Origin of the sequence: Aeromonas sp., from assembly GCF_051657805.1 — a bacterium.
GTDB lineage: Bacteria > Pseudomonadota > Gammaproteobacteria > Enterobacterales > Aeromonadaceae > Aeromonas.
Window position 1 is genome coordinate 12,561 of record NZ_JBOFLJ010000047.1, and the last position, 18,588, is coordinate 31,148.

Below are 18,588 nucleotides of genomic sequence, written 5' to 3' on the forward strand. Positions count from 1 at the left end.
TGTGTATATATGTACATATGTATACAAAATCGCACGCATATGTTCATTGTTGCTATGGATGGATCTATTGGCCGGTCTATGGCTGGGATCAGAAAGGGGACCAATAAAAAGCCCCGCCAATGGGGCGGGGCTTTGTCTTCAACAACCTATGGCTATCAGAGCGCGGGCAGGAAGCCGAGGCTCACGCTGACCTGAACGCCGACAATCAGCACCCCCATGGCGCCGGCCAGACCCAGGGCCAGCACGCCACCCGGGGCGCGGTAGTGGTGCGCCTCGGCCCGTTTGCGGCTCTGCCACACCAGGGCCACCGGCAGCAGCACCGCCAGCACCGCCAGCGCAATGGCGGCGTAGCCCAGCGCCATGATGAAGCCCTGCGGGAAGTAGAGGGCAAATAGCAGGGGCGGCACAAAGGTGATCATGCCTGTTTGCACGCGGCCGCTGGCGTTGTCCTTGCGGCGGGTCACCTTGGCCATGAAGTCGAACAGGCCGAGCGTCACCCCGAGGAAGGAGGTGGCGAGCGCCAGGTCTGCAAACAGGTGCATCGCCTGATTGAAAGCCGGCCAGCTGACCAGGTTGCCGACGTTGGCGAGCAGGCTGTCCAGCGCCCCGCCGGTCTGGATCAGGCTCTCTTGACCGAGCAGGCCCAGGATGGCGACCTGCCACAGCACGTAGAGGATGAGAGGCAGGGCGGAGCCCCACACGAAGACCCGGCGCAGTCGCTTGGGGCAGTCGCCGAGGTAGAGCATCACGCTCGGGATGGAGCCGTGGAAGCCGAAGGAGGTGAAGATGACCGGCAGGCCCGCCAGCAGCAGTCCCTGGCCGAGGGGCATGGAGAGCAGGTGCTGGCCCTCGGCGCGGGGCAGCAGCAGCGCCAGCACCCCTACCATGATCACCAGTTTCACGGTGAACATCAGCCGATTGAGGTAATCCACCTGTTTGGTGCCGACGCAGACCATGCCGCCGAACAGCAGGGTGAAGGCCCAGGCGGCCTGCTCCTGGCTGACGGTCATGCCGGCGTCGGTCAGGGCCTGCACCAGCAGGCTGCTGCCGCCGCTGATGTAGGCGGAGGCGAGGGCGTAGAACAGCATCAGGATGCAGAAGGAGGCGACGCGCTTGCCCCAGGGGCCGAGCAGGTGATCCGCGAGCTGGTGCAGGTACCACTTGCCGGTATTGAGGCTGGCCTCCACCTGCAGCATGGCGGTGAAGGCCATCAGGGCCCAGAGCCCGACCATCAGCAGCAGGGTGGCGGGGCCGCCGAGGGAGGAGGAAGCCAGCGGCAGGGCCAGCATGCCGGCGCCGATCGTGGTGCCGGCGATGAGCAGGGTACAACCCAGGGTCTTGGTGTTCATGATGTCCATCCGAATTCAGAGAAAGGGTGCCAGGGGCAGGAGCGGGAGGCGCCTCCGGGATCGAGACCGGAGGCTAGGGATATCGGAATGGCTGCATCTGTACAAAAGACCTGTCGATTGTAAAAGAGGGTTGCCAAGTTAACGGATAAAAATATCGTAAACAAGCTATAACGGCTGGATCTTGTTCTGATGACGGCGAAAGAGTGGAAACAAAAGCTGACGGCAGGCGAGGTGAGCGAGCGGGAGAAAGAAGGAGGGCATGGTCGATGGTGAAGGGCGGTGGGCCGCTCTTCACCATCAGGCACGATTAGCGACGGCGTTTGAGGGTGCGGCTGATGAGGTGCTGGCCGCTCTGGTATTCACCGCCGATCGCCTTGAGGGCGAGCTCCAGCGCCTGGCTGGCGAGGGCGTCGTGCTGCTGGGGCAGGGAGTTGATGCCGAAGGGGAGGAAGTCGAGCAGCCTGTCGTCGCCAAAGGTGGCCATGGCGAGCCGGCTCATGTCGCTCTCCTGCTCCAGCTCTGTTTCCAGCAAATAATCGAGCACCCCCTCCATCAGGATGTAGGAGGTGGCGACCAGCGCCTCGGGCAGCTGGCCGAGCCGTTGATGGAGCGCCTTGATCAACCGGTACCCCTCCAGCCGGGAGAAGTGATCCCCCTCGCAGAGGTGGGCCGAGAGCCGGGCACCGTCGTAGCCTGCCAGCGCCTGCTCGAAGCCCGCCTTGCGCTCCCGGCTGATCGTGAGATCCGGCAGGGCGGTGATCAGCGCCACATGGCGGATGGTCGGGCCGAGCAGGGAGGCGGTGAGATCGCAGCTCGCCTTCTGGTTCTCGCTCGCCACCGTGATGAAGTGGGCGGCGTCCATGGCCCGGTCGATGGCCAGGATCTGCACCCCTTGGGCCTGCTGCTGCAAATAGAAGGGATCTGCCGGCGGCAGGCAGCTCGCCACCAGCAGCGCATCCACGTGGCGGCTGACCAGCATGCGGGCCAGCTCCTTCTCGGTATCCGGCTCATCCTCCGAGCAGACGATCAGCAACTGGTAACCCTGAGCTCGAGCCCCTTGCTCGAGCCGCTTGGCGAGCTTGGCATAACTGGCGTTCTCCAGATCCGGCAGGATGAAACCGAGCGTCCTGGTCTGGCCGCCGCGCAGGGAGGCGGCGCGGCTGTCCGGTTGATAGTTGTGGGCATTGACCACCGCCATCACCTTGTCGCGGGTGGCCTGGCTGATGCGGTATTGATCGGCCTTGCCGTTGATCACATAGCTGGCGGTGGTGCGCGAGACGCCAGCCAGGGCGGCGATTTCATCCAGTTTCATCATATTGGCTCTGTTTGAGTTACAAGGCCCGCGACTGCCCGAGGCAGGGGCACCGAAAAGTGTGCGCGGGATCATATCATTGAAAAGCACTCTCTGCGGGCACTTGATCAATTGGCTGAAACGATTCAGTCTGAGTGTAAGTGAAACGATTCAGCTTGTCAGCAAGCAATGACCGACCGGGTTTAAAAACGGGCCCTGGATCACCAGAGGACACATTCCGGTCTACTTTTGGCAGGCAAGTTTCCTGAAATTCAAATTGTGTTGAGCAGAACCCGCTGTCAGGCGAGGTCGACTCTTGAGGAGAATCTCTATGTTGAAGTTGGCGCGACAGCAGATCCTGCTGGGGCAATCGGTCGGGACCAAGGCGGAGGCCATCGCCCTGCTGGCCGGCAAACTGACCGAGGCCGGTCTGGTGGAAGCCGGGTATGTGGATGGCATGCTGGCCCGTGAGGCGCAGCACGCCACCTACCTTGGCAGCGGCATCGCCATTCCCCACGGCACCACGGACACCCGTCATCTGGTCAAGAGCACAGGTGTCATGGTGGCCCAGTTCCCGCAGGGGATAGAGTGGGACGAGGGCCAGATTGCCTATGTGGCCATCGGCATTGCCGCCAAGTCCGACGAGCATCTGGGGATCTTGCGTCAGCTCACCCATGTGCTGGGTGACGATCAGGCCGCTCAAACGCTCAGAACTGCCACCGATGAAGAGACCATCATCAAGATCCTGACTGGTGCCAACGAGGCGAAAGAGGTGCAATTCTTGACCCTGGCCGATTTCCCGGCCGACGATCGCGATCAGCTGCTGCTGGGGGCTGCCGCCCGTGCCAAGTCCGCCGGCTGGGGGGACGCAGCCATGGTGAGCGCACTGCTGGCAAGGGAGCCCGCCTATCTGGGGGAGGGTGTCTGGCTGGCCCGTGCCAATGTGCAGCACACCGCCTCCGCCCAGACCGGCTGGGTATTGGCGACCCCGAGCAGCGTATTGAGTGCCGGCGAGCTGCCGGTGAGCGCCCTGCTGCTGCTGTGCGCCGTCGATGCCAGCCACCTGCCGCAGCTGGAGAATCTCGCCAAGCTTGCCGCCGCATCCCAGCTCGCGACCTTGACGGGCAGCGAGGGGCTCGCCATGTTGCAGGCGGGGCCGGCATCTGGCCTGTCAGATACCTTCACCATCATCAATCCCCACGGCCTGCACGCCCGCCCGGGCGCCATGCTGGTCAAGGTGGCCAAGGAGTTTGAATCCGACATCCGGGTGGCGAACCTGGATGGCAGCGGCGAGGCCGTCTCCGCCAAGAGCCTGATGAAGGTCATCGGCCTGGGTGTGAAATGCGGTCACCGCTTGGCGTTTCGCGCCGAAGGGGCGGACGCCGAGGCCGCCCTCAAGGGCATAGGCGCCGCCATTGCCGCCGGTCTGGGCGAGGGGGCGCTCTCATGACACTAATGACCATCACCCTGAACCCGGCGCTGGATCTCACCACCCGCCTCGAGGCCCTGGCCCCTGGTGAGGTGAACCTGGTGAGCGAGGCCAACCTGCGAGCCGCCGGCAAGGGGATCAATGTCGCCATGGTCTTGAAAGATCTTGGCCGCGAGGTGGGGCTGAGCGGCTGGCTCGGCGCCGATAACCAGCAGAGCTTCGTGTCGCTGTTTGCCGAGCGGGGCTTGGCCGATCACTTCGTGCGGGTCGCGGGCAGCACCCGCATCAACGTCAAGATCTCCGAGCAATCGGGGCGGGTCACGGATCTCAATTTGCCGGGACTGGACATCAGCGATGAGGCCATTCATCAGCTGGAGGCGGCCATCGACGAGCTGGCCCCTCATGCCGACTGGTTCGTGCTGGCGGGCAGCCTGCCCAAGGGCGTGGAGCCTGCCTACTGCGCCCGTCTCATCACCCTGCTCAAGGCCAAGGGCAAGAAGGTCATTTTCGATTGCAGTGGCGCGGCGCTTAAAGCCGGCCTTAGCGCCGCTCCGACCCTGGTCAAACCGAATCTCGAGGAGCTTGAGCAGTGGGCCGGGCGCCCCATCAAGACCCTGAAAGAGCAGGCCGAGTGTGCCCGCGCCCTGCAGGCGGACGGCATAGAACACGTAGTGGTCTCCAACGGCGCCGATGGCCTCATCTGGTTTGGCCCGGATGCCGTCTGGCAGGCCGTACCGCCGCGCATGCAGGTGGTCAGCACGGTCGGCGCCGGTGATTCTCTGGTTGCAGGGCTCGCCCATGGCCTCAGCCTCGGCTGGGCGCCGGAGCAGACCCTGCGCCTCGCCACCGCCGTCTCGGCCCTGGCGGTGAGCCAGGTCGCGGTGGGCTTTAGCGACATCCGCGTCTTGACCCCCTTACTGGAGCAGGTTCGGGTACAACGCCTCGATCCCGCTCAATGTGATCCCATGGAACCTTCAGGAGATGCCCAATGAAAGCAATCTTGGTCACGGCTTGCCCCGCGGGCATCGCCACCAGCTTTCTCGTTGCCAAACGAATAGAACAACAGGCCAAGCTGGCCGGTTGGGAGCTGCAACTCGACGTTGACTCGAGCGTGCAGCCACGCCAGCAGCCATCGGCCGCCGACATCGCCGCCGCCGATCTGGTGCTGGTGGTGGCAAGTGCCCCGGTGGATCTCGCCGCCTATGACGGCAAGCGCCTCTACCAGGGCAGCATGGATCTCGCCTTGCAGGATCCCGCCAACCTGCTGAGCGCAGCCGAGGGGGAGGCCAAGGTCTATCGCCATCAGGCCGCGCCGGTCGTTGCCGCGACGCCTGCGAGTGCAACCAAGCGCATCGTGGCGGTCACCGCCTGCCCGACCGGGGTGGCACACACCTTTATGTCGGCGGAAGCGCTCGAGACCATGGCCAAACAGCTGGGTTATCAGATCCGCGTCGAAACCCAGGGCTCGGTCGGTGCCCAGAATGCCCTGACGGCGGAGGAGATTGCCGCCGCCGATCTGGTGTTCCTCGCCACCGACATCGAGGTGGACATGGCCCGCTTCGATGGCAAGCCGGTCTATCACACCAGCACGGGGGCGGCCCTGAAGAAGACCCGCAGCGAACTAGACAAGGCCTGGAACGAGGCAACCGTCTATCGTCACAGCGGCGCCGCCGTCGCCAAGAAAGAAGAGAAGGCCGGCCCCTACAAGCACCTGCTGACCGGGGTCTCCTTCATGTTGCCCATGGTGGTGGCCGGTGGTCTCATCATCGCCATCTCCTTCATCTTCGGGATTGAGGCGTTCAAGGAGCAGGGGACCCTGGCTGCCGCCCTGATGCAGATCGGCGGCGGCTCGGCCTTCGCCCTGATGATCCCGGTGCTGGCGGGCTACATCGCCTACTCCATCGCCGACAGACCTGGCTTGGCCCCGGGCATGATCGCCGGTATGCTGGCAAGCTCGCTCGGCGCCGGTTTCCTCGGTGGCATCGTCGGCGGCTTCCTGGCCGGTTACAGCGCCAAGTTCCTGAACGACAAGGTGCGCCTGCCGGTGACCCTGGAAGCGCTCAAGCCCATCCTCATCATCCCGCTGGTTGCCAGCCTGTTCACCGGCCTCGTCATGATCTACGTGGTGGGCGGTCCGGTGGCCGGCATCATGAGCGCCATGACCGAGTTCCTGAACAACATGGGCTCCGCCAACGCCGTGCTGCTGGGTGTCATCATCGGCGCCATGATGTGCTTCGACATGGGTGGCCCGGTCAACAAGGCTGCCTATGCATTCGGGGTCGGCCTGCTCGCCTCCAAGACCTATGCTCCCATGGCCGCCGTGATGGCTGCCGGCATGGTGCCGGCACTCGGGATGGGGATAGCCACCTTCCTCGCCAGCAAGAAGTTCATCAAGGCGGAGCAGGAAGCGGGCAAGGCCTCCTTCGTGCTGGGTCTGTGCTTCATCTCCGAGGGGGCCATTCCGTTTGCCGCCAAGGATCCCATGCGGGTCATCCCGGCCTGCATGGTGGGTGGCGCCCTGACCGGTGCGCTCTCCATGCTGTTCGGTTGCGAACTGGTGGCGCCTCACGGTGGCCTGTTCGTGCTCTTCATCCCGAATGCCATCAGCCATGTGCTCATGTACATACTGGCGATAGCGGCAGGGTCGCTTGTGACCGGTGTCGCCTATGCCATGCTCAAGCGCAGCGAGCAAGGGGCGACCAAGCTGGCGACGGCCTGAGTGGCTAACAGCTTGCGAGTGAAATAGCGCAAGAAGGCGACCCTATGGTCGCCTTCTTTTTTATTGCCAGTAGGATTTCCAACAGGGTGGCATGCAGCGAAACAGGCTCGCAATATCGAACGTCGGCTGTCAAAAATCCCAACCTGTGGGGGGCGATGGCGGCAGCTCGGCGGCCTCGCGCGCCTTGCGCCGCGCCGCCTCCACCCGCGCCTTGCGGCCCCGGCACAGACGCATCACCTCCTGCTGCTCGGCCGGGGTCATGGTCAGCCAGTTGAAACGCTCCTCCCGACTGCGCAGGCACCCCTTGCAGTAACCCTTGTTGTTGACCTCACAGACCCCGATGCAGGGGCTCTGGAGCGGGAAAATCTCGAGCTGTTCCATCCACCACCTCTCGTGCCTCGTTACCTTGTTATAACCCAGAGTGGCCCGTTGGCGAAGGGGCTGCCATAAAGGGGGCAATGTCTGGCGGGTGAGGGGAGAGGGTTCGAGCCAACGGGATGCCAGATGCGAGGGCGCTAGAACACAGAATGGGAGAGGTACGGGGATGGCGCTCCCCGTGTCCGGCCCTCGGCTAAGCTTCGAGATGCTGTTTATCTATCAGGAGTCACAGACATGAAAGGGTTACACCAAGGATCGGGTCTCGCACTGATATGGCTGCTGGCCAGCGGGGCATTGGGCGCCGCCGAGCTGGTCAATCGCAACATCACGGAGGCAGACGTCAAGAGCGCGCAGGATGGCTGGGGCAAGGCCCTGATCCAGATCAGCGACGACTACCGGGCGGGGGGTATCGAGAAGGCGAAGGCTACCGCCACCGCCGTGCTCGACAGCGCCTACGGCTATGCCGACGGGCCCGTGCTGTTCAAGCCGACCCTGGCGAGCGGGGAGCAGACCTTTCGCCTGACCAAGGCGGGGGCGCTGGCCTACTTCGTCGGTCAGGATCCGGCCTATCCGGCGGATACCGGTTTTGCCCTGAAAAACTGGAAGAGTTACCGCTACGACAATGCCGCCGTCTACATCGACGGCAACATGGCGCTGACCATGGGGACAGTGCACCTCGTCGATCGCGACGACAAGGAGGTCGATGTGGACAAGACCTGGGGCTTTCGCAAAGGGGACGATGGCAAGGTGCGCATCGTCCTGCATCACTCCTCGTTGCCTTACTCCCACTGAGCCCGTTTAGCCCTGGGCTGGCCCTGTGCGATGAGGCACTGGGCCGGCCCGCCTCCCTCCCTTGTCGCGGCGCCATGCGCCATTCTGTCCTGAACCGTCTCTGTGTGCATCCCTGTCGCAGGGATCGACAAAGGCGATGAATTTTGCAATTTATGGGGTCAACAGGGCCTTTGTTTTTGTATGATAGCGCCGCCTGTGGCGGGGCCGGGGACGCGCCTTGAGGGGCTCGGGATCTCCCGCCCGGATCATTGAGTTAATTCATCATTATTTTCATGAAGTTAGCGTTTTCTGGTTAGACGAGGAATTATGAACAAACGCGCGTACTGGTTGAGTGCCCTGGTGCTTGGGTTGGCGGGTTGTGCCAGCGACCCCGAGCCCGCCAAGGTCCCCCAGAAGAAGTCAGATGCCAGATGCTTTTTGAACTGCGAGGTGCCAGTCAATCTGGGCAAGCAGTATCTGGACGGCACACTGCCGGACGATCTGGTGCGGGTGGAGTATGTCAACAGCCGCCAGTCGTCGGATTTCAGCCGATTCGGCCCCCAGAGCCGGTTGGTACTGGAGCGCTCCGGCCGGATGGCGAGCCGCTACGGTGAGCTCTATCGCCAGCTCTCCCGCTGGGTGGCGAACGGTGGCAATCCCGCCCAGATCACCCAGTACGGCATCAGCCTGGCCCAGCTCGGCGGCGCCGATCGTATGGGCAACGTGCTCTTCACCGGCTACTACTCGCCGGTGCTGGAGGTGCGCCACCGCCCGGATGCCAAGTACAAGTACCCCATCTATGCCATGCCCAACTGCGCGGGTCGCTGCCCGAGTCGCGCCCAGATCCACCAGGGGGCCCTGGCGAATCGCGGGCTCGAGCTTGGGTACAGCAAGTCCCTCATCGACAACTTCCTGATGGACGTGCAGGGCTCGGGCTTCGTGCACTACGGGGACGACGACAGGCTGCAATACCTGGGTTACAGCGGCAAGAACGGCCACGGTTATGTGAGTATTGGCCGGGTGCTGATCGACAGGGGCGAGGTGCCCAAGGAGCAGATGTCCATGAAGGCCATCAAGGAGTGGGCCAACCGCCAGCCGGAAGAAAACGTCATGGAGCTGGTGGAGCAGAACCCCTCCTACGTCTTCTTCGAGCGCCGCCCCACCAACGACGTGGTCGGCGCCGCCGGCATTCCGCTGCTGCCCATGTCAGCGGTGGCGGCCGACAAGACACTGCTGCCCATGGGTACCCCCATCCTCGCGGAAGTGCCGCTGCTCGACAAAGCCGGCAACTGGACCGGCAAGCACCAGCTGCGCCTGTTGATCGCCCTGGATGTGGGCGGTGCGGTGAAGAAGGGGCACCTGGATCTCTACCACGGCATGGGGGAGAAGGCCGGGGTGGCCGCGGGCCACTACAAGCACTTCGGCCGGGTCTGGAAGCTGGGTCTGCACCACGGGCCGACCGCCGCCCCCTGGATCTGACGCCATAAGCTGACCGACGCGGGCAGTACATACATGAGAAGTAAAAAAGCCGCCGGATTATCCGGCGGCTTTTTTGTAGGAGCTCGGCGACGAGATGTGGCCGGCTTCGATCTGTGAAGGGATCAGGCCTTCTTGAGATCCAGCCGTATGGCGCCCACCGGCTTGCAGCAGCAGGGTAGGCACTCCCCCTGGGAGACGAAGGCCAGCGGCACATTGGGATAGTGCACCCGGCCTTCGAGCAGCGGCGTGCGGCAGGCGCCGCAATAGCCGCTGCGGCACTGGAACTCCACCTGATGGCCGTGGCGTTCGAGGGTCTCCAGCAGGCTCTCGCCAGGGTGGGGCGAGAGGGTGCCATCCCGGGTGTGCACCAAGGGCGTCAGGACGTCCTGCTCGGCTTCATGGCACAGGGCAGGGGACGGGGTGCCGATGGCATCACTCATAACGCCGTGTCACCGCGTCGACACCCGCTGCCCGTCACGGCGCGACAAGCCCCATGCCTCATCACAGCTCGAAGTCACCGAGATCGTCGGCGTGTACTTCGCTGTCGATCTGGCCGACCAGATAGGAGCTCACTTCCACCTCCTGGGGGGCGACCTGCACGTTGTCGGAAGAGAGCCAGGTGTTGATCCAGGGGATGGGGTTTTGCTTGGCGCCAGCGAAGGCTGGCTGCAGACCGACCGCCGCCATGCGCAGGTTGGTGATGTATTCCACGTACTGGCAGAGGATGTCCTTGTTCAGGCCGATCATGGAGCCGTCCTGGAACAGGTACTCGGCCCACTCCTTCTCCTGGATGGCGGCCTCCTTGAACAGCTCGAAGCAGGCCTGCTCGCACTCGACGGCGATCTCGGCCATGTCCGGATCGTCGTTGCCGCTGCGCATCAGGTTCAGCATATGCTGGGTACCGGTGAGGTGAAGGGCCTCGTCGCGGGCGATCATCTTGATGATCTTGGCGTTGCCCTCCATCAGCTCGCGCTCGGCGAAGGCGAAGGAGCAGGCGAAGCTCACGTAGAAGCGGATCGCCTCCAGGGCGTTGACGCTCATCAGGCACAGATAGAGCTTCTTCTTCAGCTCCCGCAATGTGATGTTCACGGCGCGGCCTGCCACCTGGTGAGTCCCTTCTCCGTGCAGGTGATAGAGGGCGGTCGCCTCGATCAGATCATCGTAGAAGTGGCTGATGGAGCCGGCGCGCTTCAAGATCTGTTCGTTGGTGACGATGTCATCGAACACCTGACCCGGGTTGTTGACGATGTTGCGGATGATGTGGGTGTAGGAGCGAGAGTGGATGGTCTCTGAGAAGGCCCAGGTCTCGATCCAGGTCTCCAGTTCCGGGATGGAGACCAGCGGCAGCAGCGCTACGTTCGGGCTGCGACCCTGGATGGAATCCAGCAGGGTCTGGTACTTCAGGTTGGAGATGAAGATGTGCTGCTCGTGGGGGGGCAGGGCCTGATAGTCGATGCGGTCGTGGGAGACGTCCACCTCTTCCGGGCGCCAGAAGAAGGAGAGCTGCTTCTCGATCAGCCGCTCGAAGATGTCGTGTTTCTGTTGATCATAACGGGCCACGTTGACCGATTGGCCAAAGAACATGGGCTCCTTGAGTTGATCGTTTTGGGTCTGGCAGAAAGTTGAATAGGCCATGGTTGTCGAATGTCGCGAAATGGGGGAAACAGGAGGGCGGGAGCTTGTCGCTCCCGCCCGGTTCATCAGATCTTACAGGCGCCGCCAGCACAACCGTCATCTTGCAGATCGGTCTGGGCATCGTCCGCACCATCACGGGTGTTGTGATAGTACAGGGTCTTGAGGCCGTATTTGTAGGCGGTCAGCAGATCCTTGAGCAGCTGCTTCATCGGTACCTTGTTGCCTTCGAAACGGGCGGGATCATAGTTGGTGTTGGCGGAGATCGCCTGATCCACGAATTTTTGCATGATACCGACCAGCTGCAGGTAACCATCCACGCTCGGTTGCTTCCACAGCAGTTCGTACTGATCCTTCAGGCGGTGATACTCGGGCACCACCTGCTTGAGGATGCCGTCCTTGGAGGCCTTGACCGACACCAGGCCGCGGGGCGGCTCGATGCCGTTGGTGGCGTTGGAGATCTGGCTGGAGGTCTCGCTCGGCATCAGGGCCGTCAGGGTGGAGTTGCGCAGACCCACTGTCTTGATGTCAGAGCGCAGCGCTTCCCAGTCCAGGTGCAGGGGCTCGTTGCACAGGGCGTCCAGATCCTTTTTATAGGTATCGATGGGCAGGATCCCCTGGGCATAGGTGGTCTCGTTGAAGGCCGGGCAGGGGCCGAACTCGCGGGCAAGCTGCACGGAGGCCTTCAGCAGGTAGTACTGGATCGCCTCGAAGGTGCGGTGAGTCAGCGCGAGGCCGGAGCCGTCGGAGTAGCGAGCACCGTTCTTGGCCAGGTAATAGGCATAGTTGATGACACCGATCCCCAGGGTGCGGCGATTCATGCTGCCTTTTTGCGCGGCTTTCAGCGGGTAGTCCTGATAATCGAGCAGGGCATCCAGGGCGCGCACGGCCAGATCTGCCATCTCTTCCAGATCTTCCAGCTTCTCGATGGCGCCGAGGTTGAAGGCGGAGAGGGTGCACAGGGCGATTTCGCCATCCTCGTCATCCACGTTGTTCAGCGGCTTGGTGGGCAGCGCGATCTCGAGGCAGAGGTTGGACTGGCGCACCGGCGCGACGGCCGGATCGAACGGGCTGTGGGTGTTGCAGTGATCCACGTTCTGGATGTAGATGCGACCGGTACCGGCGCGCTCCTGCATCATCAGGGAGAAGAGATCGACCGCCTTGAGAGTCTTCTTGCGAATGGCCGGATCCTGCTCGTACTTGACGTAGAGCTCCTCGAACTTGTCCTGATCCGCGAAGAAGGCGTCATACAGACCAGGGGCGTCGGAGGGGGAGAATAGGGTGATGTCGCCGCCCTTGATCAGGCGCTGGTACATCAGCTTGTTGATCTGCACCCCGTAGTCCATGTGACGGACCCGGTTCTCTTCCACGCCGCGGTTGTTTTTCAGTACCAGCAGGCTCTCCACTTCGGTGTGCCACAGGGGGTAGAACAGAGTCGCCGCGCCGCCGCGCACACCGCCCTGGGAGCAGCACTTGACCGCGGTCTGGAAGTACTTGTAGAAGGGGATGCAGCCGGTGTGGAAGGCTTCGCCGCCACGGATGGGGCTGCCCAGACCACGGATGCGGCCGGCGTTGATGCCGATGCCGGCGCGCTGGGAGACGTAGCGCACGATGGCGCTGGCGGTGGCATTGATGGAATCCAGGCTGTCATCGCACTCGATCAGCACGCAGGAGCTGAACTGACGGGTCGGGGTGCGCACACCGCTCATGATGGGGGTGGGCAGGGAGATCTTGAAGGTCGAGACCGCATCGTAGAAGCGCTTGATGTAGTCCAGACGGGTATCTTTCGGATACTTGGAGAAGAGGCAGGCCGCTACCAGGATGTAGAGGAACTGCGGGCTCTCGTAAATTTCACCGGTGACGCGGTTCTGCACCAGGTACTTGCCTTCCAGCTGCTTGACCGCGGCGTAGGAGAAGTCCATGTCGCGCCAGTGATCCAGGTGGGCGTTGAGCTCCTCGAATTCGGCCTGGGTGTAGTCGGTCAGCAGGTGCTTGTCGTACTTGCCTATGTCCACCAGCTTGGCGACGTGCTGGTAGAGGTGGGGCGGTTCGAACTGGCCGTAGGCCTTCTTGCGCAGGTGGAAGATGGCCAGACGGGCGGCCATGTACTGGTAGTCCGGGCTCTGTTCGGAGATCAGATCGGCGGCAGCCTTGATGATGGTCTCGTGGATGTCGGCGGTACGGATACCGTCATAGAACTGGATGTGGGACTTGAGCTCTACCTGGGAGACCGACACGTTGTCGAGCTTCTCGGCAGCCCAGTCGAGCACGCGGTGGATCTTGTCCAGATCGATGGGTTCTTTGTGTCCGTTACGCTTCGTCACAAACAAGTTCATTGGCTGATGACCCTTATGAGTTGATGCCTGCCGGCATCGGTTGATTCCCGAAAAACCATCGCGCCACGCACCCCACGGACCTGGCTTGGTAAAGAGTGGGGGCGTACTGCGCGATGAATCACAAGATATAGTGTTATTTTGATTTCGAACTACAAGATAGTGAGGTCGTCCCCGCATTGCAACGTGTGGATAACCTGATTGCTGTGGATAAATTGTGGGTGTTCGGGCCGGAGTTAGTGGGCGCTCACAGTGAGTGGGTTTTCATGCGTCCGATCCGTCAAATGCAAGTCCGATGATCGAAGATGGAAAATTAAAATAACTTTTTTTGCTTGCGAAAAGGGGATGGTTTTACTAGCAAATGGGCACTGGTTATCCCTTGTGCAGCAAGGGTCAAAAGCTGTCCGGTCCCGCCCGTCGTCCTCGCTCGGAGCATGAAAAAGGAGCCGGTATCGGCTCCCTCTGCTTGGCTGTCAAATGGCAGCATGACCCGCTCTGTGAACGTCAGCTGGCAGCATAAGGTGCCTGCCATATCCATCAACGGATCACATGCCCGGGCCTGCTCAGCTCAGCTCGTAGCGCAGCCAGTGGTGCAGAGCCTGCACGGTGTCGAAGTGCAAGTCCGCCCCCCAATCGGCGGGATCCTCGTCGTCGTGCAGATAGCCCCAGCCCGCCACCGCGGTGCGCATACCCGCATTACGACCCGCTTCGATGTCCCGCACATGATCCCCCACATAGAGGCAGTGAGCGGCGTCCACCCCGAGCTGCTCGCAGGCGTAATACATGGGGGCGGGGTCGGGCTTGCGCACCGGCAATGTGTCGGCGCTGACGGTGACGCCGCAGCCCGCGAGGGCTGGCAGGGCCGCCAGCAGCGGTTCGGTGAGAAAGCCCGGCTTGTTGGTGACGATGCCCCAGGGCAGCTCTTTCTCCTCCAGCCACTCGATCAGCGCCAGCATGCCGTCGTAGGGGCGGGTGCCGACGCAGAGGTTCGCCGCATAGTAGTCGAGCAGGGCGGTGCGAAGGCGCGTGGCGCCGAGCTCCTCGAGCAGCTCGTCCCCAAGACCTGCCTTCAGCAGCCCCAGCGCCCCGTGGGAGGTGGTCTGGCGGATCACCTCGTCTGAGAGCGGCGCGAAGCCTTCATTTATCAGCACGTGGTTGACGGCGGCGCCGAGATCCGGGGCGGTGTCGAGCAAGGTGCCGTCCAGGTCGAACAGCACGCAGCGCAGTGGGGCCTTGCTGGCGGCGCTCATCAGCCTTGCTCCGGACGGGTGAAGCTCACCATGTAGTTGACGTCCACGTTGGCGCCGAGTTTGAAGTGGCCGGTGAGGGGGTTGTAGTGGACCCCGCTCATGTCCTGCACCACCAGGCCTGCCGCCTCACCCATGCGGCACAGCTCGGCCGGGGTGATGAACTTCTTGTGGTCGTGGGTCCCCTTGGGCACCATCTTCATCAGGTACTCGGCCCCCAGGATCATCATCAGATAGGCCTTGGGGTTGCGGTTGATGGTGGAAACCACCACCCGGCCACCCGGGCGCACCAGGGTCGCGATGGCCCGCAGCACCGAGGTGGGATCCGGCACGTGCTCCAGCATCTCCATGCAGGTGACCAGATCATACTGGCCGGGAGCCTCGGCGGCGTGAGCCTCGGCGGTGATCTGGCGGTATTCGAGCTCCACCCCGGCTTCCAGGGCGTGGAGGCGGGCGACCCCGAGGGGCTCCTTGCCCATGTCGATGCCGGTCACCCTGGCGCCACGGCGGGCCATGCTCTCGGAGAGGATGCCGCCACCGCAACCGATGTCGAGGGCGCGCTTGCCAAACAGGCCGCCACTCTTGTCGGTGATCCAGTCGAGGCGCACCGGGTTGATCTGGTGCAGCGGCTTGAACTCGCCCTCCATGTCCCACCAGCGGGAGGCAATGGCTTCAAATTTGGCGATTTCTGTCAGATCGACGTTGGCGTCACTGTGCATTTTCATGGATCCTGTGGCAGGGGCGCGCAAGGGAGGAGAGGCGCGCAATCTATTGTCCTGGCGGGCATTATAACGGACGGACTTTGGCAAACCAGCCTGATTTGCGGCTTAAGGTATTTCACGTCCTGTGTTACCATGTCGCGCTGTTTAAGCCAAAGAACAACTAATTAGGGATTAAGGCTTTCTATGAGCGATCTGGCCAGAGAGATCACGCCGGTCAACATCGAAGAAGAGCTCAAGAGTTCCTATCTGGATTACGCCATGAGCGTGATCGTAGGACGAGCTCTGCCGGATGTGCGTGATGGCTTGAAACCGGTTCACCGCCGCGTTCTGTATGCAATGAACGAGTTGGGGAACGACTGGAACAAGCCCTATAAAAAATCGGCCCGTGTGGTCGGTGACGTAATCGGTAAATATCACCCGCATGGCGACAGTGCCGTGTATGACACCATCGTCCGCATGGCGCAGGATTTCTCCATGCGTTACATGCTGGTCGACGGTCAGGGCAACTTCGGTTCGGTGGACGGCGATAACGCCGCCGCCATGCGTTATACCGAAGTGCGGATGGCGCGCATCTCCCACGAGCTGCTGGCCGATCTGGACAAAGAGACCGTGGACTGGGTGCCGAACTATGACGGCACCGAGATGATCCCGGCTGTCATGCCCACCAAGGTTCCCACTCTGTTGATCAACGGCTCCTCCGGTATCGCGGTGGGCATGGCGACCAACATTCCTCCTCATAACCTCACCGAGATAGTGAACGGCTGTCTGGCGCTGATCGAAAATGGTGATCTCACCATCGATGAGCTGATGACCTATGTCACCGGCCCGGATTTCCCCACCGGCGGCATCATCAACGGTCGCTCCGGCATCGTGCAGGCCTATCGTACCGGCCGCGGCTCCGTCTATGTGCGGGCCAAGGCCGAGGTGGAAGTGGACGACAAGAGCGGTCGCGAGACCATCATAGTCCACGAGATCCCCTATCAGGTGAACAAGGCGCGGCTCATCGAGAAGATCGCCGAGCTGGTCAAAGAGAAGAAGATCGAGGGCATCAGCGCCCTGCGCGATGAGTCTGATAAAGACGGCATGCGCATCGTTATCGAGATCAAGCGCGGCGAGTCCGGCGAGATTGTGCTGAACAATCTCTACAAGCACACCCAGATGCAGACCACGTTCGGCATCAACATGGTGGCGCTCGATAACAACCAGCCCAAGGTGATGAACCTTAAAGAGATCCTGGATGCCTTCCTGCTGCACCGCCGTGAGGTGGTGACCCGCAGAACCGTGTTCGAGCTGCGCAAGGCGCGGGATCGGGCCCACATCCTGGAAGGTCTGGCGGTCGCCCTGGCCAACATCGACCCCATCATCGAGCTCATTCGTCACAGCGCGACTCCGGCCGATGCGAAGGCTGGCCTGGTCGCCCGCGGCTGGGAGCTCGGCAACGTGGCCTCCATGCTGGAGAAATCCGGCGATGACGCGGCCCGTCCCGAGTGGCTGGAGCCGGAGTTCGGCATCCGTGAGGGTCATTACTACCTGACGGAACAGCAGGCCCAGGCCATCCTTGACCTGCGTCTGCACAAGCTGACCGGCCTCGAACACGAGAAGATCCTGGAAGAGTACCAATCTCTGCTGGATCTCATCGCCGAGCTGCTGCACATCCTGGCAAGCCCGGAACGCCTGATGGAGGTGATCCGCGATGAACTGCTGGCGGTACGCGAGCAGTATGGCGACGAGCGTCGCACCGAGATCAGCATGTCCAGTGCCGAGATCAACATCGAAGATCTGATCACCCCGGAAGACGTGGTGGTTACCCTGTCTCACCAGGGTTATGTGAAGTATCAGCCGCTCTCCGACTACGAGGCCCAGCGCCGCGGTGGTCGTGGCAAGTCGGCCACCCGGATCAAGGAAGAGGACTTCGTGGAGCGTCTGCTGGTGGCCAACACCCACGACACCATCCTGTGCTTCTCCACCCGTGGCAAGGTCTACTGGCTCAAGGTGTATCAGCTGCCGGAGGCGTCCCGTGGCGCCCGCGGTCGTCCGATCATCAACCTGCTGCCGCTGGAAGAGGGTGAGCGCATCACCGCCATCCTGCCGGTGAAAGAGTATGCCGACGACAAGTACGTCTTCTTTGCCACCGCCGACGGTACCGTGAAGAAGACCAGCCTGTCTGCGTTCAGCCGTCCGCTCTCCTCCGGGATCCGGGCCATCAACCTCAAAGAGGGGGATGAGCTCATCGGGGTGGATATCACAGACGGTAGCAACGAGATCATGCTCTTCTCCGACGCGGGCAAGGTGGTGCGCTTCGCCGAAGGCAGCGGCCGCGCCGACGCGGCGGATGCGGGTGACGACGTCGAGAACGACGACGATGCCGGCAACGATGACGACGGCAGCGACAACGGTGAAGGCGGCGAAACCAAGGGTGCCTTCAAGGGCGTGCGTCCCATGGGTCGTACCGCTGCCGGTGTCCGCGGTATCCGTCTGCCGAGCGGCAACAAGGTGGTCTCCCTCATCGTCCCCCGTGGCGAGGGTGCCATTCTCACCGCCACCGAGAACGGTTACGGCAAGCGCACCGCGCTGGACGAATACCCGACCAAGAGCCGTGGCACCCAGGGCGTCATCTCCATCAAGGTGGATGAGCGTAACGGCAAGGTGATCGATGCGATCCAGGTCGAGGATACCGACCAGATCATGCTGATCACCAACGGCGGTACCCTGGTCCGCACCCGTGTCGCCGAGGTGAGCATCATAGGCCGCAACACCGGAGGTGTCCGTCTGATCCGTACCGGTGAAGACGAGACAGTCGTCGGCCTGCAGCGCATCGCGGAAAGCGACGAGGAAGAAAACGACATCGTCGCCACGGGCGAGACCGAGGGCTCAGTTGCATCGGGTGAAGGCGCAGGCGATCAAGCCAGCGATGAAGGTGTGGTAAGCGACGAATAATCCCGTGCTGCTGCCATTACGCCGATAACAGGTGCACCGATAAGAGAGCGACCTCTGGGTCGCTCTCTTTGTTTGCGGTCGTTGCTGGCAGCCGCTCTCGCTGTATAGATCCGAGCCTCGTATCCGGCATATCACGTATGCTAGGACGTTCTCTGTTTCTGGCCACTGTCTCTTCGCTGGGATAGCGCCAGCCCCACCATTTCGGCGTCTCCTGTCCTCCGTCTTGGCGGGGCACTCCTCGCCTCGTTGTCTGCCATATATCTTTCACCCCGGCGTTATCCCGTTGTCATGAGGGGCGGGC

The 18,588-nt window shown here is 62.4% G+C and carries 14 protein-coding genes; 6 read left to right on the top strand and 8 right to left on the bottom strand.

Annotated features, from left to right (window positions below):
- Window positions 1-155: 155 nt before the first annotated feature.
- Together ACRCYW_RS14860 and cra are read right to left on the bottom strand one after the other, a co-directional pair.
- Window positions 156-1,349 carry an aromatic amino acid transport family protein gene (locus tag ACRCYW_RS14860; RefSeq protein ID WP_438550833.1) on the bottom strand — a complete coding sequence of 398 codons (1,194 nt, stop codon included), beginning with the start codon at window positions 1,347-1,349 and terminating at the stop codon, window positions 156-158.
- 307 nt (window positions 1,350-1,656) lie between these two features.
- Window positions 1,657-2,664: a catabolite repressor/activator gene (gene cra / locus ACRCYW_RS14865; protein WP_438550834.1), complete on the bottom strand. Its 1,008-nt coding sequence runs from the start codon at window positions 2,662-2,664 to the stop codon at window positions 1,657-1,659.
- 307 nt (window positions 2,665-2,971) lie between these two features.
- On the opposite strand from cra, the gene fruB reads away from it, so the two are divergent.
- Genes fruB through fruA form a run of 3 tightly spaced genes read left to right on the top strand, consistent with a single transcriptional unit; the run spans window position 2,972 to window position 6,788 of the window.
- The gene (fruB, locus tag ACRCYW_RS14870) at window positions 2,972-4,090 is read left to right on the top strand and encodes a fused PTS fructose transporter subunit IIA/HPr protein (protein ID WP_438550835.1); all 1,119 of its coding nucleotides are present in this window, start codon (window positions 2,972-2,974) and stop codon (window positions 4,088-4,090) included.
- On the top strand, window positions 4,087-5,061 hold the full coding sequence (gene pfkB / locus ACRCYW_RS14875) for a 1-phosphofructokinase (protein ID WP_438550836.1): 975 nt from the start codon (window positions 4,087-4,089) through the stop codon (window positions 5,059-5,061). Before fruB ends, pfkB begins: the two co-directional genes overlap by 4 nt.
- Window positions 5,058-6,788: a PTS fructose transporter subunit IIBC gene (fruA, locus tag ACRCYW_RS14880; protein ID WP_438550837.1), complete on the top strand. Its 1,731-nt coding sequence runs from the start codon at window positions 5,058-5,060 to the stop codon at window positions 6,786-6,788. Before pfkB ends, fruA begins: the two co-directional genes overlap by 4 nt.
- A 129-nt stretch (window positions 6,789-6,917) precedes the next feature.
- On the opposite strand, the gene ACRCYW_RS14885 is transcribed toward fruA, so the two are convergent.
- Window positions 6,918-7,169: a DUF1289 domain-containing protein gene (locus tag ACRCYW_RS14885; protein WP_438550838.1), complete on the bottom strand. Its 252-nt coding sequence runs from the start codon at window positions 7,167-7,169 to the stop codon at window positions 6,918-6,920.
- A gap of 231 nt (window positions 7,170-7,400) precedes the next feature.
- On the opposite strand from ACRCYW_RS14885, the gene ACRCYW_RS14890 reads away from it, so the two are divergent.
- Complete coding sequence (locus tag ACRCYW_RS14890; RefSeq protein WP_438550839.1) at window positions 7,401-7,958, top strand: hypothetical protein; 558 nt, start codon at window positions 7,401-7,403, stop codon at window positions 7,956-7,958.
- 306 nt (window positions 7,959-8,264) lie between these two features.
- A complete protein-coding gene (gene mltA / locus ACRCYW_RS14895; RefSeq protein WP_438550840.1) occupies window positions 8,265-9,416 on the top strand; it encodes a murein transglycosylase A in 1,152 nt (383 codons plus the stop codon).
- Window positions 9,417-9,538: 122 nt separating this feature from the next.
- Here mltA and yfaE read toward each other — a convergent pair whose 3' ends face one another.
- The 5 genes from yfaE to ubiG all read right to left on the bottom strand — a co-directional run bounded on the left by yfaE (window position 9,539) and on the right by ubiG (window position 15,347).
- Window positions 9,539-9,856, bottom strand: a complete 318-nt coding sequence (gene yfaE, locus ACRCYW_RS14900; RefSeq protein WP_438550841.1) for a class I ribonucleotide reductase maintenance protein YfaE — start codon at window positions 9,854-9,856, stop codon at window positions 9,539-9,541.
- A gap of 61 nt (window positions 9,857-9,917) precedes the next feature.
- Window positions 9,918-11,051 carry a class Ia ribonucleoside-diphosphate reductase subunit beta gene (gene nrdB / locus ACRCYW_RS14905; RefSeq protein WP_438550842.1) on the bottom strand — a complete coding sequence of 378 codons (1,134 nt, stop codon included), beginning with the start codon at window positions 11,049-11,051 and terminating at the stop codon, window positions 9,918-9,920.
- A 65-nt stretch (window positions 11,052-11,116) separates the two neighbouring features.
- Window positions 11,117-13,384 carry a class 1a ribonucleoside-diphosphate reductase subunit alpha gene (gene nrdA / locus ACRCYW_RS14910; RefSeq protein WP_438550843.1) on the bottom strand — a complete coding sequence of 756 codons (2,268 nt, stop codon included), beginning with the start codon at window positions 13,382-13,384 and terminating at the stop codon, window positions 11,117-11,119.
- Between the two features lie 560 nt (window positions 13,385-13,944).
- On the bottom strand, window positions 13,945-14,631 hold the full coding sequence (locus ACRCYW_RS14915) for an HAD family hydrolase (protein ID WP_438550844.1): 687 nt from the start codon (window positions 14,629-14,631) through the stop codon (window positions 13,945-13,947).
- Window positions 14,631-15,347, bottom strand: a complete 717-nt coding sequence (gene ubiG, locus ACRCYW_RS14920; protein WP_438550957.1) for a bifunctional 2-polyprenyl-6-hydroxyphenol methylase/3-demethylubiquinol 3-O-methyltransferase UbiG — start codon at window positions 15,345-15,347, stop codon at window positions 14,631-14,633. The genes ACRCYW_RS14915 and ubiG overlap by 1 nt, the downstream gene beginning before the upstream one ends.
- Before the next feature lie 186 nt (window positions 15,348-15,533).
- Between ubiG and gyrA the strand changes: the two genes are divergently transcribed.
- A complete protein-coding gene (gene gyrA / locus ACRCYW_RS14925) occupies window positions 15,534-18,287 on the top strand; it encodes a DNA topoisomerase (ATP-hydrolyzing) subunit A (RefSeq protein WP_438550845.1) in 2,754 nt (917 codons plus the stop codon).
- Window positions 18,288-18,588 lie beyond the last annotated feature (301 nt).